This window comes from Bacillota bacterium (genome assembly GCA_012837285.1).
Lineage (GTDB): Bacteria > Bacillota > DTU030 > DUMP01 > DUMP01 > DUNI01.
This window is the reverse complement of record DURJ01000131.1, coordinates 22,390-47,647: the sequence shown is the minus strand read 5'-3', so window position 1 is coordinate 47,647 and position 25,258 is coordinate 22,390. Positions and strand designations below refer to the sequence as shown.

Genomic DNA, 25,258 nt, shown 5'->3' with positions numbered 1-25,258 from the left:
GTCTTTGGACCGAAGTACTGTAAAACTGCTGCCGTAGAAAGCACAGCCGAAATACCACCGGCAATAAAAAACGCCGGTACCAAACAAGTTAACACATGAGCCGAGAGATATTCCAGCAGTTCACTAAGACCACTTTGTAGCATTGTAAAGATAATCAACGATAATCAGCTCCTTTTCCAACCAAAAACATCTAATTGAAACATCTTGACAAACTACTTCTCATCGCGGTTAAACTGGGACAGAACACTTTGTTGGGCCTGAACTTGCCGAGCCAATAGTCTGGCAGCAGCATCTAGCAGGGGCATAATTCCCGGGTGCGCCAATCTATAAACCACGCGCAATCCATCTTTACTAAAAGTAACTAAGCCTTGGTTGCGCAAAACCGCCAGATGCTGAGAAACATTAGACTGCTCCAATTCCAACTGAGGTGCCATATCGCAAACACAGATTTCTCCCTGGCGCAGTATCTTCAAGATCTTTACTCGTGTCGGGTGTCCTAGCGCTTTAAACAAGTCAGCCAATAGTTGCTCGGCATCCATTTGAAGCATGGCCAATTCCCCCCTTAGGCGGGCTTACTCACAAATTTACTATATGCATATATCCTAATATAGTTGTCATGGAAAATCAAGTGAAATCGCTACTGTAATAATTCTATGTACAATTGGATAAAGCAGCAAAGCAGTTTTCCCCAAAGGATACTGCCTCTAAAGGCGTCGTTCGACTGATCTTGCAAGTTTTCCTTATTCAAGTTCCTTATTCATCAACAGCAATTGCCTTCGCAAGAGCATTTTGTGCCTTCCTTGCCTTCGAAAAAAGTTGCTAGATTGTCCGGCAGCTTATAGCTGTCGCAGGAACAACTGCCTTCAGGCATCCCAAACACACTCCGGAGTATAGCATCGGCCAGCATTTCTTTTGGAGGTATCTCGTAGATTTCCCCGTTATATTCAAACACACGGCAATCCACATTGGTGTCACTAATTTCGCTACAACAGCCGCAGCTTGTTTCCGTAACAGTCTGACAGATGTCCTGCCCGTTTACACGAATGGTCGGCGAGGACAAAAACTTATACTGCCTTGCTATTTCCGCCGTGGCCATTTCAACCTTGTGATATTCAACAGAGCATCCGGCAAGTTCCAGGGCAGGCGTAAGCTTCACCATAACCTCGTCCAGCACGATGTCAGTCCCTATGCAACGATTGCAGGTTTTCAAATCAAGATACAGATATTCAACAAGTACTTTCTTCTTAGTAAGTTCGCCGCAGCCATAGGAGCAGCAAGTCTCTCCCATATCCCGAGTTTTAACCATAACAAATCACCCCTTTAATGTATCCGGTCCTTAAAAACCATCTTCGGATGGCCCACAGTCCTTACAGCAGTAATTCGTTTCTACTACAGTGTTTGGCGTTGTTAGAGTTTTGAGAAGCTTAGCTGCTGAACTACTCCCTTTTTTACTTATTTTGTAATGGGTCCATTTTCCGTCCTGCCTGCTATCCACGATACCTGATTCACATAATATCTTCATGTGGTAAGATAGCGAGGATTGCGGGATATCAAGCTGCTCTATCAAAACACAGGCACATTTTTCACCGGCTCGAAGCAGCTCAAGTATCCGCAAGCGCTTTTCATCGCAGAAAGCTTTGAATACCTTTGCCTGATCCTCATATATCGATGTCATGTTCTTCTCCTCATATTTAAAAATCTTGATACGAAATATAATATGTATCAAATCTAGTTTTGTCAATACGCGCCGTAAGTACTATGGCGAGAACATTGATAGCCGGCCCGAAATACAAAAAAGCTGTCCTATCCCCGCCCCCTTGCGATAAATGCCAGCAAATAAAGGTAGTACCGTACACGAGCAAACAGCTAACACCGTTCCCGACACCGAAGCCACACCATAAGAAAGCCACTTTTCAGTTCGGGGGCCAAAATACTTCAGCACTGCCCCCGCAGACAGAACAGCTGAGATGCCGCCGGCGATGCAAAAAGTGCTCCAACTGTGGAGCCATCTCGCATACACATATCTCCCCTTGGCACAACAGCCGCAAAATCTTCAACCGAGTAGGATGCCCCAACGCCTTAAATAGGTCAGCCATAGGCTGTTCTGCATCCATGTGTATCATGAATTCACCCCCATAGCCCCGGAATTAATTTTCTATCGCTATATGATAATATTCTAATATAGTTATGTGCACAGTGCAACAGTATCTTGTTCAAGAAAATGTCTTCCTTTCCCATGGTGACATTTTCTCAGTCCCCTTATATCATAGTCCCGTGACACAAATGATTCATAACTCTTGACAGCTATTGGATTCTGTGCTAACATTGCTGACAACAAGCAAATACCGAGCTAACTTAGGCTCTTATCCAGAGAGGTGGAGGGACTGGCCCGGTGAAACCTCGGCAACCAGCCGCCCATACGCGGTATGGTGCCAATTCCAGCAGGACTTAAGTCCTGGCAGATGAGAGTGTGGGATAATACTATGTATTTTACCCCTCCGTCTGCGGAGGGGTTTTATTTTGCTTATAAGGAGGGACCATGATGGTAGAAGTAAAGAACCTGTGCAAAGAGTTCGTTACCCCCATGGGAACTGTAACTGCTTTGCAAAACATCTCTTTTGCCGTGGCTGAGGGGGAGGTGTTTGGCATCATGGGCGCCTCCGGAGCCGGAAAAAGCACTTTGGTCCGCTGTCTTAACTACTTGGAACGCCCCACTGCCGGCCAAGTTCAGATTGACGGCCAGGACCTAGGTCAGTTAAGCCCACAGCAGTTGGCCCAGGCCCGTCAACAAATCGGTATGATCTTTCAGCATTTCAATCTGCTTAAGCTTAGAACCGTGGCTCAAAACATCGCCTTTCCCCTGGAGATTGCCCGTGTACCTGGAGCGGAAATAAAACAGCGGGTGGATGAACTGCTGGCGATGGTGGGATTGACTGACAAAGCTCAGGCTTATCCGCACCAGTTGTCCGGCGGCCAAAAGCAGCGGGTTGGCATTGCGCGAGCGTTGGCTTGTCGCCCTCGCCTTCTGCTCTCTGACGAGGCCACCTCAGCTTTGGACCCGGAGACAACTCAATCCATCTTAGCACTGCTAAAACAAATCAACCGTAACTTAGGTGTTACCATCATTCTGATCACCCACGAATTAGCGGTAATTCACCAAGTCTGTGATCGCGTAGGCGTACTCGACGAAGGCCGGTTAGTGGAAATGGGCTCGGTAACCGATGTCTTTAGCCAGCCCCATGCTTCCGCTACCCGCCGCCTGATCACCACCAGCGGTCTTGTAGCAGGCGTCGCTCGCAACAAGTCGGCTGTGGCCAGGCCGGCACTGGCCGTCGGGGAGGTGGTATAAAGTGTCAGCTCTTCTGGCTGATAAAGCCCTGCAGAAACTGATTTTGACAGCCACTGGGCAAACACTGTACATGGTAGGGCTGTCTCTGGCCATAGCTTTGGCTGTTGGGGTACCGTTGGGCGTATTGTTAGTGGTCACTGCGCCGGGACATATTCTTCCCCGGCAACAACTAAACGCCATTTTAAGCAGCATCGTCAATACTGGACGCTCGATACCGTTTGTGATCTTGCTCTTTTTGTTGATGCCGATCACAAAATTGCTGGTAGGCGTGTCTATTGGTACCCGGGGCGCCATTTTCCCGCTGGCTGTGGCCGCCGTGCCGTTTGTAGCCCGGGTAGTGGAAAACTCCCTTAGGGAAATCGAACCCGGTGTTATCGAGGCCGCTGAGTCTATGGGAGCCTCGCCGCTCCAGATAATTGCCAAAGTATTGCTGCCGGAAGCGTGGCCGGCACTGCTGCTTGGCTTTACCCTCACTGCCATCAATCTGGTCGGATACTCAGCCATGGCCGGTGCCATCGGCGGTGGCGGTCTGGGGGACATTGCCATTCGCTATGGTTACCAACGGTTTCGCAATGATGTCCTTCTGGAAACAGTGGTTATCCTTATTGTCTTGGTCCAAGTCACACAATCAGTGGGTAATTCCCTGGCTTTAAAAGCGTCGAAAGGACAAAGGAGGTTGGAGTAATTGAACTTGTTTCAACGTATTGCTGTTATCGCTCTAGCTGTTATTCTGCTGTTCACTCTGGGTGCCTGCACTGCCCCGGCCGAGCCGGAAGCAGACAACAATTCCGGTGAGGAAGTTGTTACGGTAAAAATAGGAGCTACATCTGTTCCCCATGCCGAAGTGCTGAGCTTCATCAAGCCTGAATTGGAACAGGAAGGCATTGAGCTTGATATACAAGAGTTCAGTGATTGGACTCAGCTGAATCCCAGCTTAGCCGGTAAGGAACTGGACGCCAACTACTTCCAGCATGTACCGTATCTGGAGACTTATAACGAAGGTGCCGGAACTGATCTGGTACCCATTGCCAAGGTTCACGTAGAGCCGTTAGGAGTGTACTCCAAAAAGATTGCCAGCATCAACGACATACCGGAAAAAGCGGTAGTAGCTATCCCCAACGATGCTACCAACTGCGGGCGAGCGCTGCTGCTACTGCAGAAGGCAGGCCTTCTTACCTTAAAAGAAGGAGTGGGGCTCACAGCCACGCCCCTGGACATTGCCGCCAACCCCAAGCAGCTACAAATCAATGAGCTGGAGGCGGCCTCCCTGCCCCGCACTTTGGACGAAGTGGATTTTGCCGTCATCAACACTAACTACGCCCTGCCGGCTGGACTCAATCCTAAAGCCGATGCCATCTTTATCGAAGACAAAGATTCGCCCTATGCCAACGTGCTGGTGGTACGAGCCGAAGATAAAGATAGCGCCGCCCTAAAGAAAGTGGCCCAAGCTCTGAACAACGAAGCGGTGAAGAAATTTATTGAAGAAAAATACGAAGGTGCCGTAGTACCGGCGTTCTAACAACCGAACATTAGGGCAAACTAGAGCCGGGGTGATACTGTGAAGCTGGAAATTACCCCGGCTCAAGCTTTGCGCCGTCAGCTGTGGCACAAGATCACTTATGCCACTTTAAACGGCGATTTGCCACACCAAATAGACGTGATAGCAGCTGAAGCCGCCGATTATTGGTTTCGGTTGCTCGAGCAGCCGAAAGAGGCCCGCTTAATCGCCGAAGCCTTAGTCCGTAGCACCCTAGGCCTTAATCCCCGAACCGGTGGGGAAAACTTGATTCAAGCCGCCCGGCGGGCTCCTTTCCTTTCGGCCCCGGAAAAGCCGCTGATATCTGCTATTCCCGCAGCCTGCCGTAGCTGCAGCGACCTGGAGTGCGCAGCCGAACTCGCCTGTATCACCGACGCCTTAGAACGAAATGAGCACGGGCGCCATATCAACAACGACCGCTGCCTGGGCTGTGGGTTCTGCATCGGTGCTTGCCGTGCCGCCGCTCTTTCGGACAAGACAGAAATCGTTCAGGTTGCCCAGCTACTGATGGATCAGACGCAAGAAGTGGCGGCGGTGGTGGCGCCCGCTTTCGCCGGTCAATTCGGTCCCGGTGTTTTCGGCGAACAAGTTCGCGCTGCCCTTACAGCTTTCGGCTTTGATCGCGTGGTGGAAGTTGCTTTAGGAGCCGACGTGATCACCATTAAAGAAGCCGAGGAATATATCCGCCGCCGACAACGCGGCGATCTGTTCATGATCACATCCTGCTGTTGCCCGCCTTTTATTCGCCTGGTACAGAAGTTTCGGCCCCTCCTGGCTCATCTCATCTCTGATTCCGTTTCCCCCATGATCGCCATCGGACGATTGCTCAAAGCCGAAAACCCTAAGCTCAAGGTAGTGTTTATCGGCCCCTGTATCGCTAAGAAATCAGAAGCCCGCCAACCGGAGCTGGCCGGCGCCGTCGACTTTGTTCTTACCTTTGAAGAAACCGCGGCCATGCTCCAAGCCGGTGGAATCGAAGTTGACGGTGCAACTCAAACTGCCGATCTAGCTGATGCCAGCCACGACGGGCGTATCTACGGGCGTAGCGGCGGTGTCTCCACCGCCATTGTCCGTAGCATCAACACCCTGGCTCCCAGTTTAGAAGTTAGGATCCAGCGCGGCAACGGTATTAAAGAATGCAGCCAGCTGCTGAAACTGGCTGAACAAGGTTTGCTCGACGCAACTTTTATTGAGGGTATGGCCTGTGTCGGCGGCTGCGTCGGTGGCCCAGGAAAGCTTATCCCCCCAGAAACCGGAAAGACCCAGGTCGACACGTTTGCCGACCGAGCACCCATCGGCGAAGCCGTCCGCAACCGGCGTGCCCATCGACTCTATACCAGGTACGGCCAGGCAGTGAAGCTGCACTCAGTTAAGACTCCTGACCCCCTCCGTGGTACTTAGCATCTTTGCGTTCGTCCCGGTTTAAGATCAGCTTCCGCAATCTAATGCTTTTGGGGGTTATTTCTACCAGCTCGTCGTTATTAATGTAAGCCAGCGCCTGTTCCAACGTTAGAATCCGCGGTTCATCTAACTTCACAGCTATTTCCGACGTGGCCGACCGGATGTTGGTCACGTGTCTTTTTTTGGCTATGTTCACATCGATATCAACCGGTCGGGAGTTTTCTCCCACAATCATTCCCTGATAAACCCGGGTGCCGGGCGTAACAAAGAGTGTACCCCGCTCCTGAATGTTACTGATGGCATAAGCGGTGGCTTCGCCTTCTTCCCAGGCTACCAAACTGCCACCGGGACGAGTTGGTACTGGTCCACGATAGGGCCCGTAGCCAGCGAAGTTTTGGTTTAAAATGCCGGAGCCCTTGGTTTCGGTAGCGAACTGAGAAGCATAGCCGATCAGTCCACGCATGGGGACAACAAACTCCAACCGCACGCGGTCGTCGCCCCGAGGTGTCATGCTTTGTAGCTCACCTTTACGTATTCCCAGTCCCTCAATAACAGCGCCGGTATATTCCTGTCCAACATCGACGGTTACTCGTTCCAACGGTTCATGCTGGATCCCATTGATTTCTTTCATTATTACATTTGGTTTGGAGACAGCTAGTTCATAACCTTCACGCCGCATGGTTTCGATTAGAATGGCCAGATGCAGTTCTCCCCGACCGGCCACAGTGAACGCGTCCGGAGTATCAGTCTCTTCCACCCTTAAGGCCACATCTTTGCGTGCCTCTTTCCACAGCCTCTGGCGCAGCTGGCGTGAGGTGAGGTAGTCGCCTTCCTCGCCGGCAAAAGGACTGTCGTTCACTCGAAACGTCATGGTAAGCGTCGGTTCATCCACCGTAATCGGCGGCAACGGTCTCGGATCGTTGGGATCCATTACCGTAACGCCGATATCTACATCTCCCAGTCCGGTTACAGCCACAATATCGCCGGCTAGCGCTGCCTCGATGGGAACTCGTTTCAGGCTTTGGAAAGTGAACACATCGGCAATTCTAGTCAGTACCGGTTCTTCATCCCCTCGGGCTACGGCCACTTCCTGTCCGGGATGGAGCATACCGTTGTCAATTCGGCCGATGGCTATCCGCCCGACATAATCGCTCCAATCAAGGGTGGTCACCAAAAGCTGCAACGGCGCCTCCGGGTTACCGCTGGGCCCGGGTATATAGTCTAATATTGCCTCCAGCAGCGGCAGGATATCTTGCTTTCCGGCCGCCAACAAGCGTTCCGCTTGGTCCAGATCGGGGTGTAAAGCTCCGGCTCGGGCCGAACCGTACAGCACCGGAAATTCTATTTGCTCTTCAGTGGCACCCAGATTAATGAATAAATCAAGTACTTCATCCACCACTTCTTGCGGCCGTGCTCCTTGGCGGTCAATTTTATTGATAACAACTAACAGTTTTATTCCCTGCACTAACGCTTTCTCCAGTACAAACCGGGTCTGGGGCATGGGCCCTTCAAAGGCATCCACCAGCAGCAACGCACCGTCCACCATGGACAATACTCGTTCAACCTCGCCGCCAAAATCGGCATGGCCGGGGGTATCCACAATGTTAATCTTGGTGTCTCGATAAAAGACCGCTGTGTTCTTGGCCAATATCGTGATTCCCCGTTCCCGTTCCAGCTCACCGGAGTCGAGAACGCGATCTCTTACTTCTTGGTGACTCCGAAACACACCGGTTTGATGTAGCAAAGTATCAACCAAAGTGGTCTTACCGTGATCTACATGAGCAATAATAGCAATGTTTCTAAGCTCCATAATATCTCCTCCGACAGTTAGTCTAACCATAACTCTGTGGGCGGCCGCGGAGGGCCGGACTCCGTCCCGGCCCGGGAAACAAGCAGCCACAGAGGGCCCACCCCTACACAAGGTCCGTGTCGGGCCCCCGCTGGCAATTCTCTGGCTAGGGAAATTCTAGTTTATCATCCACTACAACGGTATGGCGCTGCTCCCGCAGAACCCGTGTGGGCACAACTTCATAGGAATCAACGTTGATGATGCCCGAGAGAGGATCCTTGGCTAGAGTAACGTAAAGAATAATACCGCGATCAGTATAAGGGAAGTATTGGTTGGAAATAAAGTTGCCCAGTGAGTAGACAATAAGAACTCGCTCATCACTATTTGGTTTCATCTGCTCAGCCCACGGTTGTACCACATGGGGGTGGCATCCCAGGACCAAGTCTGCACCGGCGTCTATTAGTTCCTGTGCAATCTGCTGCTGCTGTGCCGACGGCTGACGCTGATACTCGGGACCAAAATGGATACAGGTGATGACAAACTCCGCCCCCTGCTGGCGGGCACACCGGATATCAGCCGCGGCCTTTTCTTGGTCCCATATATTTACTAAGTAGTCTTTGCCTATCGGCACCGGCAAACCATTGGTAGTGGTAGTGTAAGCCAAACAAGCCAAATCAAATCCTGGCACCGATATCAACAATGGTTGTCGCTCGGTCTCTGTCCGAAAAGTGCCCGTATGCAAAAGGCCGATCTGATCCAAGTGATCCAAGCTGTTTAGCAGCCCGCTTTCATCTTGATCCAAAGCATGGTTGTTGGCAGTAGTGACCACGTCTACCCCGGCTTCCTTTAAGGCTACAGCCAAACTGCTGGGGCTATTGAAGCGCGGATAACCGTGGTACGGACGGCTGTCGTCCAGCACTGTTTCTAAGTTGGCGATAGTAAGGTCGGCACTGCTTAAGTAAGGGGCAATTTCCCTGAAAGAAGGGCTAAAATCATACACCTGCCGCTCCGGATCCCAAGCTCCGTGTACCTGGGGCATATGGGCCATCACATCTCCCACCGCCGCCACCGTAATTAGCGTCGGTGCCGGCAATTCTGCCGCTGTTTTGGCCGGATCTTCTCCAGCTGTAACAGCGTTGCCGAGCCCACAACCGACGACAACGAAAACTACCATCAGGGCCGCAGCTGTCCCGCCGCCGATTCTAATCTTGGTCAACCTTCTCCCCCTCTCTGGCTTGACTGACCCATTCCTTTCTAGTCTTTACCAACAAACAGCCCTTATTATATCACTCTCCAGCAAGAAACGGGCTGGTTTTGAGTCTTAATACCTAAGTTGATGGAAGAACTCGCAAAAAATTCAAGCCCATAATGGCCCTCACTTCTTGATCCTTATACCCGCGCTCAGTCAGGGCCCGAGCTAGATCCGGAAACCGGTGCGGTCCCTCCAGTCCCTGGGGACCGGCTGGGATGCCATCGAAATCTGACCCTAGCCCCACATGCTTAGGCCCCACCAATTGCACCAAGTAATCAATATGGTTCACCACATCGATCAACTTAGCCCCACCCTGTTTACATAAGAACGGCGAGTGGAAATTCACACCGATAACACCGCCGGTTTGGGCCACAGCCCGAGCCTGCTGGTCAGTAAGATTGCGCGGGTGTGGGCAAAGAGCAAAGGCCGAGGAATGAGAAGCGATGACCGGTCCCCGGGCGTAATCAATTAAATCCCAGAACGACCTGGCGCTAAGATGAGATACATCCAGTAGTATGCCTAGGTTCTGGGCTACCTTTACCGCTTCGCCGCCCAAAGCGGTAAGGCCGCCGCCGGAGTCACCGTCATCCACACCGGAAGCCAACAGATTACGCTGATTCCAGGTTAGACCCAGAGACCTTACCCCTAAGCGGTAGAACACTTCCAGTAACCCAGGATCATCGCCGAGTGCCTCACCGCCTTCCAGACTGAGGATAACCGCAATTTTGCCCTCTTGTTGTGCTTTTATAACATCAGCTTGGTTAAAGGCTAGCATCAATTCCGGATTAACTCTAAGTTCACGATAAAGTAACTTAATCTGCTTTAGAGCACTGGACTGAGCCAGGAGTAGCCGGTTAGGCTCCCCGCCATAGAGGGCAAAAAACTGAGCTACCACTTGGCCTTCTTGTAGGCGTTTAATATCGACCTGTCCTTGAGGTCGCTGCTTTAGCGAACCCTGGCCGGCCTCTTGTTCCAGTTGATACAAAGCATCACAATGACCATCGATAACAAAATAGTTCGTCGTCTGTTCCACCGTACATCGCCCTTTCTTGCCGTCACTCTCTTTTGATCTGGGATAATACTTCCATCTAAGACACCCTCTTCCCTGCCAACAGGAGTTATCTTCGACAGTCAGACATTATCTTCTAGGTGCAAACACGACAAGTCGGTGACCTTTATCGGGTTTTAGTCATAGAATAAACCAGTTATAAGGCGAGGCTAAGTTTGTTTGCGTTGTCTAAGTGAGGTGACCTAAATGATCACTGACAATAAAGAAACGCTGATACCGCTTAGTATGTTACCGTCTGGCCAGTCAGCACAGATTATTTCCCTGGAAATGACGGGCGGTATAAAGCGCCGCCTTCTGGACCTGGGACTTGTTCCTGGAACACAAACAGCGGTCGCCTTCTCCAGCCCGATGGGTGACCCTAGTGCTTATCGCGTACGCGGCACAACCTTGGCCCTTAGGGCCAAGGAAGCGCAGTTAATTATGGTGAGGAGGTTGGAACCATGACCAGCTTGGCACGACCGGTTGTAGCACTGGCCGGCAACCCAAACACCGGCAAAAGTACCGTTTTTAACGCGTTAACCGGCCTTAATCAGCATACCGGTAACTGGCCCGGAAAGACAGTTACCTTGGCCACGGGCTCATTTGCCTGGCAAAATACCGCCTATACCATCGTTGATCTACCCGGCACTTACTCTTTGTTTGCTAACTCCCCGGAGGAAGAAGTTGCCAGGGATTTCATTTTGTTTGAAGCACCTGATGTCACAGTGGTGGTGGTAGACGCCACCTGCCTGGAGAGAAATCTGAATCTAGTGTTGCAAATACTTGAACTAACCCCTAAAACTGTGGTTTGCGTTAACCTGATGGATGAAGCCCGCCGCCAAGGTTTGGCTATAGATACAGATAGACTGGCTGCTGAGCTTGGTGTCCCCTGCATACCCAGCGTAGCTCGATCCGGTGAAGGAATGGCGGCCCTTAAAACTGCCATCCGGGACATCGGTAACAGACATTCTATCCGCTCTCCCCGTTTTGTACGTTACGGCGCCGACATAGAAGCATCCCTGGCTGTTATTACGGCGGAATTGGCACCGCTGGCTTCGCAGTTTTCTCCCCGCTGGTTAGCTCTGCGCATACTGGAGCGGGACAACAGTTTGCTACAACGCCTTCTGGACCAAGAACAAGAACAAACGCCAGCTACCGCCCCTGTTCTTGCCCGGGCCACAAAGAAGGTGGCTCCATGGCTCGGCTAAATCCGAACCAAGCAGCTGCTTTGCAGCAAGCCAGCCAGCTCGCTGCCGACCTGCCAACGCCATCGCACGATCAGCTGGTTCATAGCATTTATGATACTGCCCAAACCATTGCGGAACTAGTAGTGAAAATAGAGTCCGGTCCGAAAATCACTTGGCAAGAACGATTAGACCGGGTACTTACTTCCCCCTGGTTGGGCTTCCCGGTAATGATAACATTACTGGTAATTGTGTTTTGGTTGACTTTTGAAGGGGCTAACCACCCCTCAGAGATGTTATCGGCACTCTTTCACGTCGGTGAAGACTTTCTTTCCGCTTTGTTCATAACGATGAACGCCCCCACTTGGCTGCACGGTCTTTTGGTCTTAGGTATTTACCGTAGTACCGCCTGGGTGGTGTCGGTAATGCTTCCGCCCATGGCTATTTTCTTCCCTCTGTTTACCTTACTTGAAGACTTAGGCTACTTGCCCCGGGTAGCCTTTAACCTGGACCGTTTCTTTCAATGGGCGGGGGCGCACGGCAAGCAAGCCCTTACCATGAGCATGGGTTTCGGCTGCAATGCTGCCGGCGTTATCGCCTGTCGGATCATTGATTCCCCACGGGAACGGCTGGTGGCAATCTTGACTAATACTTTCGTGCCCTGCAACGGTCGTTTTCCCACCTTTATTGCCTTAAGCAGTATCTTCCTAGGCAGCACTCTCTACGGTGTTGATTCCGGATTCCTGGCATCGTTTGCCGTATTGTCCCTGATTCTAGTTGGGATCGGCACTACCTTGGGTGTGTCTTGGCTGCTAACCCGTACCCTGCTTCGGGGCGTGCCGTCAGCATTTGTGCTGGAGCTTCCTCCCTACCGACCGCCACAAGTGGGGCGCATCTTGGTCCGGTCAGTCTTAGATCGTACCATTCACGTGCTCATGCGGGCCATCGTTTGGGCAGCACCGGCAGGGGCTGTTACCTGGATCTTAGCCAACACCCCGCTGGGATCGGAGACAATGCTAAGTATAGCCGCTGGACACTTAGACAAATTTGCCCGTTGCCTAGGCCTTGACGGCGTTATTCTACTGGCCTTTTTCCTCGGTTTGCCGGCTAACGAAATTGTCCTACCCATTGTGGTTATGGGCTATTTGGCCGAAGGTGCCCTGCTGTGGCCGGGTAGCTTGAGCGAATTGCAGCAGCTGCTGGTGGCTCACGGCTGGACTGCCAAAACTGCCATCTTAGTAATGCTGTTTTCTTTGCTTCATTTCCCTTGTAGCACCACTTTATGGACCATCAAAAAAGAAACCGGCAGCAAGCTCTGGACAGCGGTAGCATTTTTGTTGCCTCTAACGCTAGCTTGCACTGTGTTGTTCCTTCTAAATCTATTGTTACCGTCACTGTAAGCTAGCTCCACTACATGCGAAGCCCGTAGGATTGTCCTTTGAGCACAATGTGGCGACCGCTATTAACATGGCGCCGGCGAGCGAGCCTACTCACCCACACACCTATCGACAGAGCCAGGTTCTGCCCACAAAGAACACGGCGTAGGCTAAAGGGTAGAGAGATTGTTGTCCCGGCGGTAGAAAGGGGAGATGTTATGGATAACAAAACCGACTTTTATACCTTCCGCGGCTACCACTTAAGAAACACGCTACGCCGCGAGAGCCTAACCCCCAGTATGGAAGACTATCTGGAAATGATTTATCGCCTATCTCAGGACAGCGGGCATACTCGTGTTCTTGAGCTGGCTACCGCATTGAACGTCCAGCCGCCGTCGGCATCCAATATGATTCAAAGGTTAGCCGAGAGAAACTGGCTGGTATACGAAAAATACAGCATTGTCCGGCTCACAGACAAAGGTCGGAAACGCGGAGCTTATTTGCTCAACCGCCACCACATACTAGAAGATTTCTTGCGCCTTCTGGGCTTAGAAGATGTACTGGAAGATGCCGAGAAAATCGAGCATAACATTAGCCCGGCTGCAGTAACTGGATTAGAACGACTCCTGGCCTTCTTTAACTCCCATCCCCAAATTCTTTCACAGTGGCAAACCTTCCGCTAGGGCCAAAAGGCATTATCAAGGAATGTGTCAACAGCTCAGTCCCCTTAACACGAACTTAACACGAAAAAGAAAAAGCCCTAGCACTAAACTGGGGCGTCTTAGACAAACCATTAAAGGCATTCACCTTAATCAGTATCGCTCTGCTGCCAGTATTGCTTATGGGCGGCTTGCTCTGGCATGCCTTCGGCCCGGCCGCCCCGTTCTACTTTGGCGGTTCATTAGCCGTCCCGGCTACAATAGGGTTATGCTTCACCCTCCGCACCCTAGGCTCCGTCTCCCCAGTTTAAGACAAGTGTTTGCACCTCTTCCCCTGACGACAGTTCTAGCGCTTGTCGAGCCAGTGACCGGGCTGCGTCCAAAGACCAGGTGCGGACTTTTTCTTTTACTGCCGGCAGCGACAGTGCCGCCATACTAAACTTTTGCAGCCCCAGCCCCAAAAGTAGCGGGGTCGCCAGGGGATCGCCGGCCATCTCACCGCACAGGCCCACTTCGATTCCAGCCTCGCGGCCGGCAGCTATAGTGGTGTCAATAAGACGCAGCACCGCCGGGTGAAACGAATCGAATACCGCCGCCACCCTTTCGTTCTGCCGGTCGGCGGCTAGAGTATACTGGATCAAATCGTTAGAACCGATGCTAAAGAAATCCGCTTCCCGAGCCAGCTGATCAGCTATTATTGCCGCCGCCGGAGTTTCCACCATAATGCCCACCTGAACTTTATCCCCGCGCGGTACCTTGCGTTCGTCCAGCTCTCTTTGAGCCTGAGCCAGTTGCTCCTTAGCCTGTCTTATCTCCTGAATCGACACCACCAGGGGAAACATGATTCTAACCTCACCGGCAGCAGCAGCGCGGAGAATAGCTCGCAGTTGAGTGCGAAATATTTCCGGGTGCGACAAAGAGTAACGCAGTGCTCGCCAGCCTAAGAACGGGTTAGCCTCTCGAACCAGGCCTAAATACGGCAAATCCTTGTCGCCGCCGATATCCAGCGTGCGGATAATTACCGGCTGCGGGGCCATCAGTTCCACCACCTGCCGATACGCAGCCAACTGTTCTTCTTCGCTGGGCAGTTGCTCCCGATCCATATACAAGAATTCGGTTCGGAAAAGGCCTATTCCCGCGGCCCCCATGTTTAGGGCCGGTTGGACTTCGGATGGGCGGCCGATATTGGCCATCAGAGTTACCCGCTGACCGTCCACAGTGATTGCCGGCTGCGCGGCCAGGGCTTGCCGACGACGGCGGTCGGTTTTAAGTTGGTTCTGTCGTTGCTGCCATTCGGCAAGCTCAGCGGCTTCCGGATGTAGCACTACTTCCCCGCTGGTTCCATCCAGAGCCACCACCTGGCCGCTTTTTACCTGGGCGACAATTCCACCTGTCCCCACCACCGCCGGAATACCCAAAGAACGGGCCATAATAGCCACATGGGATGTACGACCTCCAGTCTCCGTGACCAAGCCCAGCAATCGCTCTTTCGGCAGACGAGCTGTCTGGGACGGTGTCAAGTCAGGGGCTACTACAATGGAGGGTACATCAAGCTGCGGCAGCTGTTGTTGTTGGCCCCGTAGATGGGCCAACACCCGTCCTCCCGCATCGCGTACATCAGCCGCCCTCTCAGCCAAATACTCATCGGGCAGGGCTTCCAGCAGAGCCGCCTGCTCTGCTACCGCCTGAGCCATGGCTGTATCAGCACTTTCGCCCTGGGAAATAAGCCCGGCCGCTCTCCCTACAAGAGCCGGATCAGCCAGCATGAGCAGATGGGCGGTAAAGATGGCAGCCTCCTCGGGTCCCAATTCCCGCTCGGTCCGGCTTTTTAGCTCGGCCAACTCTGTTTCCGCAGCTCGTACTGCCGCCTTCAGTCGGGCTCTCTCCTCTTCTGGGCTACCTGTCGTCGGTTCTTTGTCTACACTCGGCAGCTCCGGGCACCACACCACTGCCGGACCGATGGCTATTCCTGGTGCCGCCCCCAAGCCTAAGTATCTGTTCTCCACCAGTGTTCACCCCTGTCTCCAACTACTCTTCAGCCTGGCCGGCAAAAAATGCCTGCAATCCTGCCGCCGCCTTCTCTTCGTCCACCCCGTCAATCCTAATTGTAACGGCAGCCCCTTGGCGGGCCCCCAGTCCTAAGACACCAAGAATGCTTTTGGCATCCGCTGTTTTTCCTCCGGTGGAAATGCTAATTTGGGACTTGAACCCCGCCGCCGTTTGCACAAACGCCGCCGCCGGCCGGGCATGAAGTCCCAGCTTGTTAGTCAGTACTAATTGAATCTCTTTCATCTTTATACCTCATGCTAGAGTTTTTTCAAGCCGGCGGCCCCTTCAGCCGCCGCTTTCACTGCTTTCAGCGGGCTCCCTAAGCTAGCCTCTACTGCCGCTGCTACCGCACCTTCAACTAGCGGTCCATCGGCTAGCTGCACCTTTGTCTGCAGCTCGGCCGCCATAAGCTCCAGTGCCACTTCCGTGCTTAACACAGCGCTGCCCAAATCCATTAGTACCAGCACTCCGTCACAATCAGCAACCTCTTCAATAGCTTGTCGAATCAACACAGCATCTGTACCCAAGCGACCGTCAGCCGTACCGCCGGCAGCGGCTATGGGCACGCTGGGTGCCATCTGCAGGGCCAGCTCTCTGGTTCCTAAGGCCACTGCCTGCGAGTGGGATACAATCACCAGTCCTACCATAATCTGACCCTACTGCTTGAAGGCGGCGATAAATTCCCGGCAAAAATCCGGTAAATCAGCCGGACGCCGGGAACTGATTAAGTTTTCATCCACCACTACCGCCCGATCCACCCAGGTGGCACCGGCGTTTTCCACATCGTCTTTCACCGCCACGGTGGAAGTCATGGTCTTACCGGTCAGCACTTTGGCCGAGATCAACACCCAAGGAGCATGGCAAATAGCACCTACCGGTTTGCCGGCCAGGAAAATGTCGCGGACAAAATCCAATATATTCCCATAGCGGCGCAGCTTGTCCGGTGCCCAGCCGCCGGGGACTATTAACCCGTCGTAGTCAGCCGCCTTGACAGCGACGATATTTTTTCCCGCTGGACAGGAAAGCCCATACTTACCTCTGTATTCGGCAGCGCTACCGGTACCGATCACATCCACTTCAGCACCGGCTTCCCGCAGGCGCAGCACCGGATACCAAAGCTCCAGGTCTTCAAAACCGTCCTCCACTAATACCGCTATTTTCTTACCTGTAAGTTCAGCCATCCTATTGCCTCCTAGTCAAAAACTCTTCTATGGTCTTCAGTATTAAGTAGGTGGATGTGGCTCCAGGATCCTGGTGACCGAGGCTGCGCTCGCCCAGATAGCTGGCGCGCCCTTTGCGGGCAATAATTCCTTTAGTGTATTCCACCCCGTTTTCGGCCGCACTCACAGCCGACCCTAAGGCTGCGGCGGCTCCGTTGCCCGCTGCCAGAGCCTCGGTTAGTGCCGCCAGCGCCGGCTCAAGAGCATCCACTATGGTCTTGTCACCTGGTTCGGCCCGGCCCCGCTGCTTGATCCCCTCCAGGGCAGCAGCCAAAGCCTGCTGCAAATCATTAGCTGACAGTTCGGTTTTATTACCTATTTTCATGCCAGCACGCAAAAACGCGGTGCCGTATAGGGGACCCGACGCGCCGCCCACTGTACTGACCAAAGTCATACCCACTGTTTTAAGTACGGTTCCGGCATCACTGCCGGCTAACGTGGGTATTTTTTCGGCTACGGCTCGAAACCCTTTGGCCATGTTAATCCCATGGTCAGCATCTCCGATGGCACTATCGAGTTCCGTCAAGAACGCTTTATTCTCCTCAATCACTGCACCCATAGCCAAGATTAATTCATTCAGATCGCTCACTTTAAGTCCCATCCCGCTACCCCTCTTTCCTCAACACAGGGGCGCCTTCCGGCGCCCCGGACTGCTACAGTTGCTTAAATCCCGGCGTATCAGCCGGTGCGGCCAGCAGCTCTTTCAGCTCTTCATCCAGTTTGAGCAAGGTTACTGAAGCTCCTGCCATCTCCAGTGAGGTCATGTATTCGCCCACATAAGTACGGAATACCTTAATGTTCCGTTCGGCCAGCATAGCAGCTACTTTCTTGTTGAGAATAAACAATTCCATCAGCGGAGTAGCCCCCAGCCCATTGATCATAACTGCCACTTCATCCCCTTCGTTAAAGGGCAGATCAATTAAGACCTTGTCGGTAAGGTGCTTGGTGATCTCATCCGCCGGTCTAATTTTTTCCCGGTGAGTGCCAGGCTCACCGTGAATTCCCATCCCGATTTCCACTTCATCTTCAGCCAAGGTAAACGTCGGTTTACCGGCAGCAGGCACAATGCAAGGTGTCAAAGCCATCCCCATGCTGCGCACATTGGCGATCACTTTGTTGGCCACTGCCTGCACCTCAGCCAGAGTGCCGCCGGCTTCCGCTTTGGCCCCGGCAATCTTATGCACAAAGACAGTACCGGCAATACCCCGGCGACCCTGGGTATACAGGCTGTCTTCCACGGCTACATCGTCGTCTACCACTACACTGGCAGTCTCTATGTTCTCGGCTGCTGCCAGCTCGGCTGCCATCTCAAAGTTCATCACATCGCCGGTATAGTTCTTTATCACGAGCAGAACCCCGGCTCCACCGTCCACTTCCTTAATAGCCGCCAAGATTTGATCCGGTGTTGGCGAAGTAAAGACATCGCCGGCACAAGCCGCCGATAGCATCCCCTTGCCGACAAACCCGCCATGGGTCGGCTCGTGACCGCTGCCGCCGCCGCTAACCAATCCCACCTGTCCCTGAATTGGAGCATCTGTTCTCACCACTACATTAAGCTCGGGCAAGAGCCGGATATAATCCGGATAGGCCGCTTCCATACCGGCCAGCATCTCTTTCACTACCTGCTCCGGCAAATTAATGAGCTTTTTCATTTCATCACCCCTTCTTTTGATAGATGGATAACCCCGTTCTACTTCCTACCGTCTTTCTTTTTGTTAAGCCGCTCGAGAAGCGTACAGTGCCAGTGGCTTCAAGGCTTGAAGCCACTGGCATACTCGAGCTAAATTCTTTCCCTCTGTTTCCTCGGATACGGTGATTTAAACAGTTATTAGAGAAGCAGTTGAATAATTGTATTGGTAATTACCAGCGATACCGCCGGCGGGTCGATATGGTTCTTACCATAGTTATAGAAAGTCCGCGCCGCCACCTCGCCGAAGATAGCGCCCAGGAGACCAAACAGCGCACCCATCCAGATGCTGCCGGTGGCCAGTGCCGCCGAAGCTGCCGGTAGAGTAATATGGTGAGTTACCGGAAAACCGGGAGCAAAGCGGAGAAACACCAGCGAAGCAGCACTGATGGCAAAGGCCAGCACCGGCTGACCCGTGACAATACCGACCAGTCCGCCTGTCAGCCCGAAGCCCACGCCGATCATCGCCACTTGGGCCCAATCGCTTTGCCATGGCAACCAGCAGTGGCCCTCAGTAACCGCAAACAGTCCACCTTTTGACCTAGCCTCTGCGGTTAAGGTGCCAAAGGGTCCTTCTTGATAAAATGCGGCCCGTGCAATTATCGCCGACAAAGCTACCGTCAGTCCGCCAGTGTCCGTCATCAGCCCTAGAGCGTTCCAGAGGGAGAATAATAACCATCCAATAACACCAAAAACACCGCCCACTAACAGGACACCCGGATTATTTAGCTGAGCCAGAGGAGACCCGATATCCTTCCCGGCAACTTCCAATCCACGACTGGAAGCATAGGTACAAGCAGCTACACCGCCGGCAAAAGCAACCCAGGGTGCCAACACCGGTCCAAAACCAACCCCGGCAATAACATTGGCCGCTTCCGGTGAACCAAAGAAACCAGCCGCTATACCCACCATTAACACAAACCCGGTCATAATAAAAGCCGGCAAGCCTCCCAAGCAGGCTCCCAAAACACCACCGCCAAACGCCGCCGCTAAATACTGAATGTCAATGGCCATCCCCTAATCCCCCTTTTTTCAGGCATAGTGTACCAGACTTGTGCTCTTTGGCTGATTAACCTTATTACCACCTCCTTTGAATCGGCGTCTTAAGTCCCACAGAGACTTTTCCGCTGTGGCACAACCGGCCGCTCCGGCTGCCAGGGCATTTTCCGCCTCCTTCAGACTGCGAATCAGGCCCCCGGCAATGATAGGCAACGGACACTTGCTACTGATGTCCCGAATAACCCGAGGCATGATCCCGGGTAGTACTTCCACCGCTGTGGGTGAAGAGCCCAGAGCCGAGCGCAGTCCGTTTTTCACTGCCAACGAATCGAGCAGAAACAGACTCTGAATTGTGAGCAGGCCTTCCTTATGAGCAGCCTTAATCAGTTGGCTGCGCGTGCTGCGGATGCCATGGGGTCTAATACGTTGCGCCACAAAGCGCACTGCTGCCTGATCACTGCCGAAACCGTCGATCAGATCAAAATTAAGAAATACCAGTTTCTCCGCCGCTATAAGCTTGCGCACGGCCGCACCCACGCTCACCAGCTCACCATAGGCCAGAAGAACACAGCACACAGGCGACTTCAGTACCAACTCAAAACTGACATCGTCGCGGATCACCGCTATGATGGGGCTTATTGCCAGCTGACGCTCAAGTTCCGTCACCGTGTTCTCCTCCTCTACCCTGCTTTGGCCTAGGCAGTTTTGTCTTTGGCTTCTCTGACTGGCAGCGGACGACTGGCCACCACCGCCACCCCGGTCCCGGCAATATCGTGCGCTATTATCTGGTGAAACTCGATTGGGGCTATCACTGTCACCTGAGCCAGTTCCTGCAATATGGCCCCAATGCTTTTTTTAGGCACCGGCTCAGCTGTTCGCACCGGAACCACTGGCAGAGCCCCATCTTGCACTCGTACCGTACTGGTAACCACCCGCGCCGGTCTGAAAATTTCGTCTTGGGTATAGATTTCGCCCCGCTTGCACTGATTACCTTCTATACTTATGATCTTGTCTTGCCGGACTTGCGCCTTTATTTGACATCCTACCGGGCAAGCAATGCAAATTAATTCATGAATTTCGGTCATGCCTGGTCACCTTCCCTTACCAAACGAACCACTAGCTCCTCACCGGCAGAGGCGGTAATTTGCCCCGATGACAGACTAACACTTACCATTTCGGCCGGGCGCACCACCCGTTCTCTCCTACTATACACCGGTTTTGTTCCTAACAGGAGCTCCAGCTTTACGTTTTCGTCCGGTTCCAGGACTCTAAGGTAAAGCGTGGTTTTCTTGGCTGCCAAATTGGCTACATGAATCTTGTGTGGTACCACGTAGCGAACCCCTTCACCAGCCCTAGTGGTGATCAAGTCTCCCCCCGGCTGTTGCCCCAAGACCCTCCGGGCCGCTCCCTCGCCGGCCAACCAGCTTTCTCGGGTAACGTTATCAACCAGATCGTGTACATGGACCACATTGCCACAGGCAAACACACCCGGTAGGGTGGTCTCCATCTCGTCGGTAACCACAGGCCCTCCGGTCACCGGATCAAGGTCGATATTGGCGTCGCGGCTAAGTTCGTTTTCCGGAATCAAACCCACCGAAAGTAGCAGCGTGTCGCAATCAAGTACTTGTTCGGTTCCCGGTACCGGGTGAAACTGCTCGTCTACCTTAGATACCGTAACCGCTTGAACCCGCTCTTGGCCGTGGATCTTAGTCACGGTATGGCTAAGATGCAGCGGGATATTGTTGTTCCGCAAGCACTGTACCAAATTGCGGGTGAGGCCGTTGGAGTACGGCATAATCTCAAAAACACCCTCTACTTTGGCCCCTTCCCAAGTAAACCTCCGAGCCATGATCAGACCGACGTCACCGGAGCCGAGGATCACTATTCGTTTACCGGGCAGATACCCCTCCACATTGACGAAGCGCTGGGCCGTGCCGGCGGTAAATATTCCACTGGGTCTGCTGCCAGGAATCGTCACCGCCCCACGGTTTCTTTCCCGACAGCCCATGGCCAGCACGACGGCGCCGGCAGCTATATCAACCATACCCAGCTTTTTGCTGATGGCATAAATGTGGCCACTGGGTTGCACCTGCAGTACCATGGTGTTAAGAAAGAATTCCACTCCACTGGCAAAGTTCTCCTGAATAAATTTATATGCGTATTCCGGGCCGGTGAGCTCTTCATTAAACAGATGTAAGCCAAACCCATTGTGAATACACTGTTGCAGGATACCTCCCGGCTCACGGTCGCGGTCGATGAGCATTACTCTTTCGGCTCCCGCAGCCTTGGCCCGCCCAGCTGCAGCCAATCCCGCCGGTCCAGCTCCAATCACGGCCACATCGCACTGCAGTTTATGCATCTTCCCCGGCCCCCTTTACGGCACCTGAACACTTGGTGTGATTGAGCAGCAATCTGGAACTGCCACCTTTTTTCGTAATCTGATCCCAGGAGAGCCCCAATTCCCGAGCCATAATCTCTATCACCCGCGGCGTGCAGAAACCGGCTTGACACCTTCCCATGCCGGCATGAGTGCGGCGCTTAACACCGTCAATGGTCGTACAAGGTACCGGTCGGTGAAGTGCCTGGACAATTTCCGCCTCAGTTACGGTCTCACAACGACACACAATCTGCCCATAACGCGGGTCGCCCTCGATGAGCTCGGCCTGCTGCTTATGGCTCTTGTCCCGAAAAGTGACAATTCCGCGGCGAAACGGATTGAACTTAGCCTTGCCCTTCAGTTCTAACCCGGCCAGTTGGAGAAAATCACGCACTACTTCTGCCACTGCCGGTGCTGCTGTTAAACCCGGTGATTGGATACCGGCCGCGTTAATGAAATTGGCGACTCCCGGTGCCGGCCCCAGCACAAAGTCGTTACTTGGTCTCGCCACCGCCCGCAGCCCGGCAAAATTGGTAATGGCATCTCTTACCGGAAGATCCGGCATCATATCCAACGCTTCTTTCAACACCTCCGCTAATCCCTGCGGTGTTGTATCCAAATCCTCTTTATCTTCCTGATCTTGGGCATTAGGACCGATCAGCAGATTGCCGTCCACTGACGGCGTGACCAGAATGCCTTTAGAAACAGCCGTCGGTACCGGGAACAAAGGGCAGCCCACCATATAGCCAAAGCGCTTGTCAAAAACATAGTACTCGCCCTTGCGCGGCACGATGCGGAAATCATCCTGGCCCACCATGGCGGCAATTTCATCCGAGTACCTGCCGCCGGCGTTAACCACATAACGGGTTTCGATTATTACCGTCGGTGTCTGTACAGAAGTAACCAGTCCGTCTTTAAGTTCAAGACCCACCACCGGAGCTCCTAGCAACACTTCGACTCCGTTTTCGGCCGCGTTTTCCGCTTGGGCAATAGCCAACCCCCACGGATTTACCAACCCAGCGGTTGGTGCCCACAAAGCCGCCACCGCTTTCGGGTTTACATAGGGCTCCTGGGCCAACAGTTGTTCGCGACCGATAATTTCAAGATCGGGCACACCATTTACATAGCCCCGGTTCAGCAGTTCATACAAGTGGGACACTTGATCCTCAGCTAAAGCAACCACTAACGATCCCGTGGGTTTAAATTCCACCTCCAATTCTTGACAAACCTGAGGATAAACCGCGGCACCCCGGACATTGAGCTTAGCCTTCCAGGATCCGGGCGTAGCGTCGTAGCCCGCGTGCACAATAGCTGTGTTGGCCTTGGTGCAGCCACAAGCCACATCAGGATACTTCTCAACTAGAAACACTTTCACCTGATAGCGAGCCAACTCGCGGGCCACTGCTGTGCCGGTAACACCGGCACCGATAACCACCACGTCCCCCTTCAGTCTTTCCATCACCAGAACCTCCTTTGTCCGGCCGGCAAAGAAGACAAAGCCACACCCAAGGAAACCATTGTAAGCCATAGCTTGTTCCCATGCTTTCAGGTGTGGCTTTCTCCGTTTCTTTGCCACCTACTACAAATTATGCTGCGACTGGCCAGGAGCCCCTATCGTTGCCAAATCACCCTCAGGCTTCTTCCCACTTCAGGGCCCTGTCTACGGCCCGTTTCCAGCCACTGTACAGTTTTTCTTTCTTGTCCTCGGCCATAGTCGGTTTAAATTCCCGATCCATCTGCCATTTGGCTGCAATCTCGTTCTGATCCTTCCAATAGCCCACTGCCAATCCGGCTAGGTAAGCAGCGCCCAGCGCCGTAGTTTCAGTGATCTTGGGTCTGTGCACCGGAACACCTAAGATATCGGACTGGAATTGCATCAGGAAGTCATTTACCACCGCTCCGCCGTCCACCTTCAGCGCCTGTAAGCTGATACCGGAATCTTGAATCATCGCTTCCAGTACATCCCGTGTCTGGTAGCAAATCGATTCCAGCGTTGCCCGCACAATGTGCTCGCGCTCGGTACCCCGAGTAATACCAACGATGGTCCCACGGGCATACATGTCCCAATAGGGAGCGCCCAGGCCTACGAAGGCCGGCACTACGTAGACACCGCCGGTATCGTCCACTCGGGTAGCATAGGCCTCCGACTCAGCGGAATTGTCAATAATTTTGATTCCGTCGCGCAGCCACTGAATAGCAGCGCCGGTAATGAAGATGCTGCCCTCCAGGGCATATTCAACCTTATTGTTAACGCCCCACGCAATCGTAGTAAGCAACCCACGCTTGGACGGAACTGCCATCTCGCCGGTGTTCATGAGCATAAAGCAACCGGTACCATAGGTGTTCTTGGCCATACCCGGTTTGTAACAGGCCTGCCCGAACAACGCCGCTTGCTGATCCCCAGCATCACCAGCGATGGGGACCTCTGCTCCGAAAATGGCCGCATCAGTCTGGCCGTAGATATGACTGGACGGACGAGCCTCAGGTAGCATCACCCGCGGAACGTTAAGTGCCACTAAGATCTCATCGTCCCAGTCCAGCTTTCTAATATTGAACAGCATGGTCCGGGAAGCATTGGAATAGTCGGTAGCATGGATTTTGCCGCCGCTGAGCTTCCACATCAGCCAGGTATCCACATTGCCAAATATGAGCTCGCCCCTCTCAGCGCGCGCACGAGCACCGGGAACATTATCTAAAATCCATTTTACTTTAGTTCCCGAGAAATAAGCGTCAATTACTAAGCCGGTCTTGTCGCGCATCTTATCGATCCAGCCTTTGGCCTTAAGATCGTCGCAGATCGAAGCGGTGCGTCGGCATTGCCAGACGATAGCATTGTACACTGGTTCGCCGGTTTTCTTGTCCCAGACAATGGTGGTTTCACGCTGATTCGTGATCCCAATGGCAGCAATATCCTCCGGTCCAACCCCTGCCTTCTCCATGGCTGCCTTAGCCACTTCAAGCTGAGAATTCCAGATGTCCATGGGATTGTGTTCTACCCAGCCAGGCTGCGGATAGATTTGGGGGAACTCTTTGTTAACCATGGCCAGGTTGTTACCTTCATGGTCAAAAACAATGGCCCGTGAACTGGTGGTCCCCTGATCTAGCGCCAAAATGTATTTAGCCATCCTGGTACCTCCTCTTTCTTGCATTTAGATTCCGCCTTAGCCGCCCCATTCTCGCACAACTCAGATTTTTCCTCCTAGCATACCCCCTTGATACCGCTTTTTGGAGATAGCAAAAGTCCTACCCAGGGCCCATGTCACAAAACATGAACCTAGGATAGGACTTTCTCCACATCTCCGTCCGCGCATATTTACTTTTCCCGACTAAA

The 25,258-nt window shown here is 53.0% G+C and carries 27 protein-coding genes, 1 pseudogene and 1 riboswitch; of the genes and pseudogenes, 8 read left to right on the top strand and 20 right to left on the bottom strand.

Annotated elements, in window-relative coordinates:
* The 5 genes and pseudogenes from GX016_07880 to GX016_07860 all read right to left on the bottom strand — a co-directional run.
* Nucleotides 1–143: permease (locus GX016_07880; protein ID HHT71477.1), on the bottom strand; the 143-nt coding region annotated here is incomplete at its 3' end.
* A gap of 69 nt (nt 144–212) precedes the next feature.
* On the bottom strand, nt 213–539 hold the full coding sequence (locus tag GX016_07875; protein HHT71476.1) for a winged helix-turn-helix transcriptional regulator: 327 nt from the start codon (nt 537–539) through the stop codon (nt 213–215).
* A gap of 221 nt (nt 540–760) precedes the next feature.
* On the bottom strand, nt 761–1,306 hold the full coding sequence (locus tag GX016_07870) for a DUF2703 domain-containing protein (protein HHT71475.1): 546 nt from the start codon (nt 1,304–1,306) through the stop codon (nt 761–763).
* Between the two features lie 30 nt (nt 1,307–1,336).
* Entirely contained in the window at nt 1,337–1,675 is a 339-nt protein-coding gene (locus tag GX016_07865) for a winged helix-turn-helix transcriptional regulator (protein HHT71474.1), read from the bottom strand.
* Between the two features lie 16 nt (nt 1,676–1,691).
* Nucleotides 1,692–2,020, bottom strand: a pseudogene (locus tag GX016_07860) (hypothetical protein).
* A gap of 340 nt (nt 2,021–2,360) precedes the next feature.
* A riboswitch (SAM riboswitch) is annotated at nt 2,361–2,469 on the top strand.
* 73 nt (nt 2,470–2,542) lie between these two features.
* On the opposite strand from GX016_07860, the gene GX016_07855 reads away from it, so the two are divergent.
* From GX016_07855 to GX016_07840, 4 genes are all read left to right on the top strand, one after another.
* Nucleotides 2,543–3,349, top strand: coding sequence for an ATP-binding cassette domain-containing protein (locus GX016_07855; GenBank protein ID HHT71473.1), 807 nt, complete (start codon nt 2,543–2,545; stop codon nt 3,347–3,349).
* 70 nt (nt 3,350–3,419) lie between these two features.
* The gene (locus GX016_07850; protein ID HHT71472.1) at nt 3,420–4,034 is read left to right on the top strand and encodes an ABC transporter permease; all 615 of its coding nucleotides are present in this window, start codon (nt 3,420–3,422) and stop codon (nt 4,032–4,034) included.
* Nucleotides 4,035–4,040: 6 nt separating this feature from the next.
* Entirely contained in the window at nt 4,041–4,868 is an 828-nt protein-coding gene (locus GX016_07845) for a MetQ/NlpA family ABC transporter substrate-binding protein (protein HHT71471.1), read from the top strand.
* A gap of 39 nt (nt 4,869–4,907) precedes the next feature.
* Nucleotides 4,908–6,287 (top strand): iron hydrogenase, encoded by a 1,380-nt coding sequence (locus tag GX016_07840; GenBank protein ID HHT71470.1) that lies wholly within the window; start codon nt 4,908–4,910, stop codon nt 6,285–6,287.
* Here the strand turns inward: GX016_07840 and typA are convergent.
* The 3 genes from typA to GX016_07825 form a co-directional block, all read right to left on the bottom strand.
* On the bottom strand, nt 6,256–8,097 hold the full coding sequence (gene typA / locus GX016_07835) for a translational GTPase TypA (GenBank protein ID HHT71469.1): 1,842 nt from the start codon (nt 8,095–8,097) through the stop codon (nt 6,256–6,258). The genes GX016_07840 and typA overlap by 32 nt on opposite strands.
* Before the next feature lie 145 nt (nt 8,098–8,242).
* Complete coding sequence (locus GX016_07830; GenBank protein ID HHT71468.1) at nt 8,243–9,292, bottom strand: CapA family protein; 1,050 nt, start codon at nt 9,290–9,292, stop codon at nt 8,243–8,245.
* A gap of 112 nt (nt 9,293–9,404) precedes the next feature.
* The gene (locus GX016_07825; GenBank protein ID HHT71467.1) at nt 9,405–10,361 is read right to left on the bottom strand and encodes a membrane dipeptidase; all 957 of its coding nucleotides are present in this window, start codon (nt 10,359–10,361) and stop codon (nt 9,405–9,407) included.
* A 222-nt stretch (nt 10,362–10,583) separates the two neighbouring features.
* Between GX016_07825 and GX016_07820 the strand changes: the two genes are divergently transcribed.
* From GX016_07820 to GX016_07805, 4 genes are all read left to right on the top strand, one after another.
* Entirely contained in the window at nt 10,584–10,841 is a 258-nt protein-coding gene (locus GX016_07820) for a ferrous iron transport protein A (GenBank protein HHT71466.1), read from the top strand.
* A complete protein-coding gene (locus GX016_07815; protein ID HHT71465.1) occupies nt 10,838–11,584 on the top strand; it encodes an iron transporter FeoB in 747 nt (248 codons plus the stop codon). The genes GX016_07820 and GX016_07815 overlap by 4 nt, the downstream gene beginning before the upstream one ends.
* Entirely contained in the window at nt 11,572–12,960 is a 1,389-nt protein-coding gene (locus tag GX016_07810) for a ferrous iron transporter B (GenBank protein HHT71464.1), read from the top strand. The genes GX016_07815 and GX016_07810 overlap by 13 nt, the downstream gene beginning before the upstream one ends.
* Nucleotides 12,961–13,154: 194 nt before the next feature.
* Complete coding sequence (locus GX016_07805) at nt 13,155–13,619, top strand: Fur family transcriptional regulator (protein ID HHT71463.1); 465 nt, start codon at nt 13,155–13,157, stop codon at nt 13,617–13,619.
* 263 nt (nt 13,620–13,882) lie between these two features.
* Here GX016_07805 and ptsP read toward each other — a convergent pair whose 3' ends face one another.
* From ptsP to glpK, 12 genes are all read right to left on the bottom strand, one after another.
* On the bottom strand, nt 13,883–15,601 hold the full coding sequence (ptsP, locus tag GX016_07800; protein HHT71462.1) for a phosphoenolpyruvate--protein phosphotransferase: 1,719 nt from the start codon (nt 15,599–15,601) through the stop codon (nt 13,883–13,885).
* Between the two features lie 22 nt (nt 15,602–15,623).
* On the bottom strand, nt 15,624–15,887 hold the full coding sequence (locus GX016_07795; protein HHT71461.1) for an HPr family phosphocarrier protein: 264 nt from the start codon (nt 15,885–15,887) through the stop codon (nt 15,624–15,626).
* Nucleotides 15,888–15,901: 14 nt separating this feature from the next.
* Complete coding sequence (gene dhaM / locus GX016_07790; protein HHT71460.1) at nt 15,902–16,291, bottom strand: PTS-dependent dihydroxyacetone kinase phosphotransferase subunit DhaM; 390 nt, start codon at nt 16,289–16,291, stop codon at nt 15,902–15,904.
* Nucleotides 16,292–16,300: 9 nt separating this feature from the next.
* Nucleotides 16,301–16,825 (bottom strand): type 1 glutamine amidotransferase, encoded by a 525-nt coding sequence (locus GX016_07785; GenBank protein ID HHT71459.1) that lies wholly within the window; start codon nt 16,823–16,825, stop codon nt 16,301–16,303.
* A 1-nt stretch (nt 16,826) separates the two neighbouring features.
* Complete coding sequence (gene dhaL, locus GX016_07780; protein HHT71458.1) at nt 16,827–17,465, bottom strand: dihydroxyacetone kinase subunit L; 639 nt, start codon at nt 17,463–17,465, stop codon at nt 16,827–16,829.
* A gap of 52 nt (nt 17,466–17,517) precedes the next feature.
* Complete coding sequence (gene dhaK, locus GX016_07775) at nt 17,518–18,516, bottom strand: dihydroxyacetone kinase subunit DhaK (protein HHT71457.1); 999 nt, start codon at nt 18,514–18,516, stop codon at nt 17,518–17,520.
* Between the two features lie 176 nt (nt 18,517–18,692).
* Nucleotides 18,693–19,565 carry a hypothetical protein gene (locus GX016_07770; protein HHT71456.1) on the bottom strand — a complete coding sequence of 291 codons (873 nt, stop codon included), beginning with the start codon at nt 19,563–19,565 and terminating at the stop codon, nt 18,693–18,695.
* Between the two features lie 18 nt (nt 19,566–19,583).
* On the bottom strand, nt 19,584–20,216 hold the full coding sequence (locus GX016_07765) for a glycerol-3-phosphate responsive antiterminator (protein HHT71455.1): 633 nt from the start codon (nt 20,214–20,216) through the stop codon (nt 19,584–19,586).
* A 29-nt stretch (nt 20,217–20,245) separates the two neighbouring features.
* Nucleotides 20,246–20,635, bottom strand: coding sequence for a DUF1667 domain-containing protein (locus GX016_07760; GenBank protein ID HHT71454.1), 390 nt, complete (start codon nt 20,633–20,635; stop codon nt 20,246–20,248).
* On the bottom strand, nt 20,632–21,909 hold the full coding sequence (locus GX016_07755) for an FAD-dependent oxidoreductase (GenBank protein ID HHT71453.1): 1,278 nt from the start codon (nt 21,907–21,909) through the stop codon (nt 20,632–20,634). Before GX016_07755 ends, GX016_07760 begins: the two co-directional genes overlap by 4 nt.
* Complete coding sequence (locus tag GX016_07750) at nt 21,902–23,386, bottom strand: NAD(P)/FAD-dependent oxidoreductase (protein ID HHT71452.1); 1,485 nt, start codon at nt 23,384–23,386, stop codon at nt 21,902–21,904. Before GX016_07750 ends, GX016_07755 begins: the two co-directional genes overlap by 8 nt.
* 172 nt (nt 23,387–23,558) lie before the next feature.
* Nucleotides 23,559–25,052 (bottom strand): glycerol kinase GlpK, encoded by a 1,494-nt coding sequence (gene glpK / locus GX016_07745; protein ID HHT71451.1) that lies wholly within the window; start codon nt 25,050–25,052, stop codon nt 23,559–23,561.
* Between the last annotated feature and the right edge of the window lie 206 nt (nt 25,053–25,258).

Excerpts from the sequence above, each read along its gene's own strand:
- GX016_07875 (HHT71476.1), bottom strand. The coding sequence starts at position 539 with ATGGATGCCGAGCAACTATTGGCTGACTTGTTTAAAGCGCTAGGACAC.
- GX016_07870 (HHT71475.1), bottom strand. The coding sequence starts at position 1,306 with ATGGTTAAAACTCGGGATATGGGAGAGACTTGCTGCTCCTATGGCTGC.
- GX016_07865 (HHT71474.1), bottom strand. The coding sequence starts at position 1,675 with ATGACATCGATATATGAGGATCAGGCAAAGGTATTCAAAGCTTTCTGC.
- GX016_07855 (HHT71473.1), top strand. The coding sequence starts at position 2,543 with ATGGTAGAAGTAAAGAACCTGTGCAAAGAGTTCGTTACCCCCATGGGA.
- GX016_07850 (HHT71472.1), top strand. The coding sequence starts at position 3,420 with ATGGTAGGGCTGTCTCTGGCCATAGCTTTGGCTGTTGGGGTACCGTTG.
- typA (HHT71469.1), bottom strand. The coding sequence starts at position 8,097 with ATGGAGCTTAGAAACATTGCTATTATTGCTCATGTAGATCACGGTAAG.
- GX016_07820 (HHT71466.1), top strand. The coding sequence starts at position 10,584 with ATGATCACTGACAATAAAGAAACGCTGATACCGCTTAGTATGTTACCG.
- GX016_07815 (HHT71465.1), top strand. The coding sequence starts at position 10,838 with ATGACCAGCTTGGCACGACCGGTTGTAGCACTGGCCGGCAACCCAAAC.
- GX016_07810 (HHT71464.1), top strand. The coding sequence starts at position 11,572 with ATGGCTCGGCTAAATCCGAACCAAGCAGCTGCTTTGCAGCAAGCCAGC.
- GX016_07805 (HHT71463.1), top strand. The coding sequence starts at position 13,155 with ATGGATAACAAAACCGACTTTTATACCTTCCGCGGCTACCACTTAAGA.
- GX016_07795 (HHT71461.1), bottom strand. The coding sequence starts at position 15,887 with ATGAAAGAGATTCAATTAGTACTGACTAACAAGCTGGGACTTCATGCC.
- dhaM (HHT71460.1), bottom strand. The coding sequence starts at position 16,291 with ATGGTAGGACTGGTGATTGTATCCCACTCGCAGGCAGTGGCCTTAGGA.
- GX016_07785 (HHT71459.1), bottom strand. The coding sequence starts at position 16,825 with ATGGCTGAACTTACAGGTAAGAAAATAGCGGTATTAGTGGAGGACGGT.
- dhaL (HHT71458.1), bottom strand. The coding sequence starts at position 17,465 with ATGGGACTTAAAGTGAGCGATCTGAATGAATTAATCTTGGCTATGGGT.
- dhaK (HHT71457.1), bottom strand. The coding sequence starts at position 18,516 with ATGAAAAAGCTCATTAATTTGCCGGAGCAGGTAGTGAAAGAGATGCTG.
- GX016_07770 (HHT71456.1), bottom strand. The coding sequence starts at position 19,565 with ATGGCCATTGACATTCAGTATTTAGCGGCGGCGTTTGGCGGTGGTGTT.
- GX016_07760 (HHT71454.1), bottom strand. The coding sequence starts at position 20,635 with ATGACCGAAATTCATGAATTAATTTGCATTGCTTGCCCGGTAGGATGT.
- GX016_07755 (HHT71453.1), bottom strand. The coding sequence starts at position 21,909 with ATGCATAAACTGCAGTGCGATGTGGCCGTGATTGGAGCTGGACCGGCG.
- GX016_07750 (HHT71452.1), bottom strand. The coding sequence starts at position 23,386 with ATGGAAAGACTGAAGGGGGACGTGGTGGTTATCGGTGCCGGTGTTACC.
- glpK (HHT71451.1), bottom strand. The coding sequence starts at position 25,052 with ATGGCTAAATACATTTTGGCGCTAGATCAGGGGACCACCAGTTCACGG.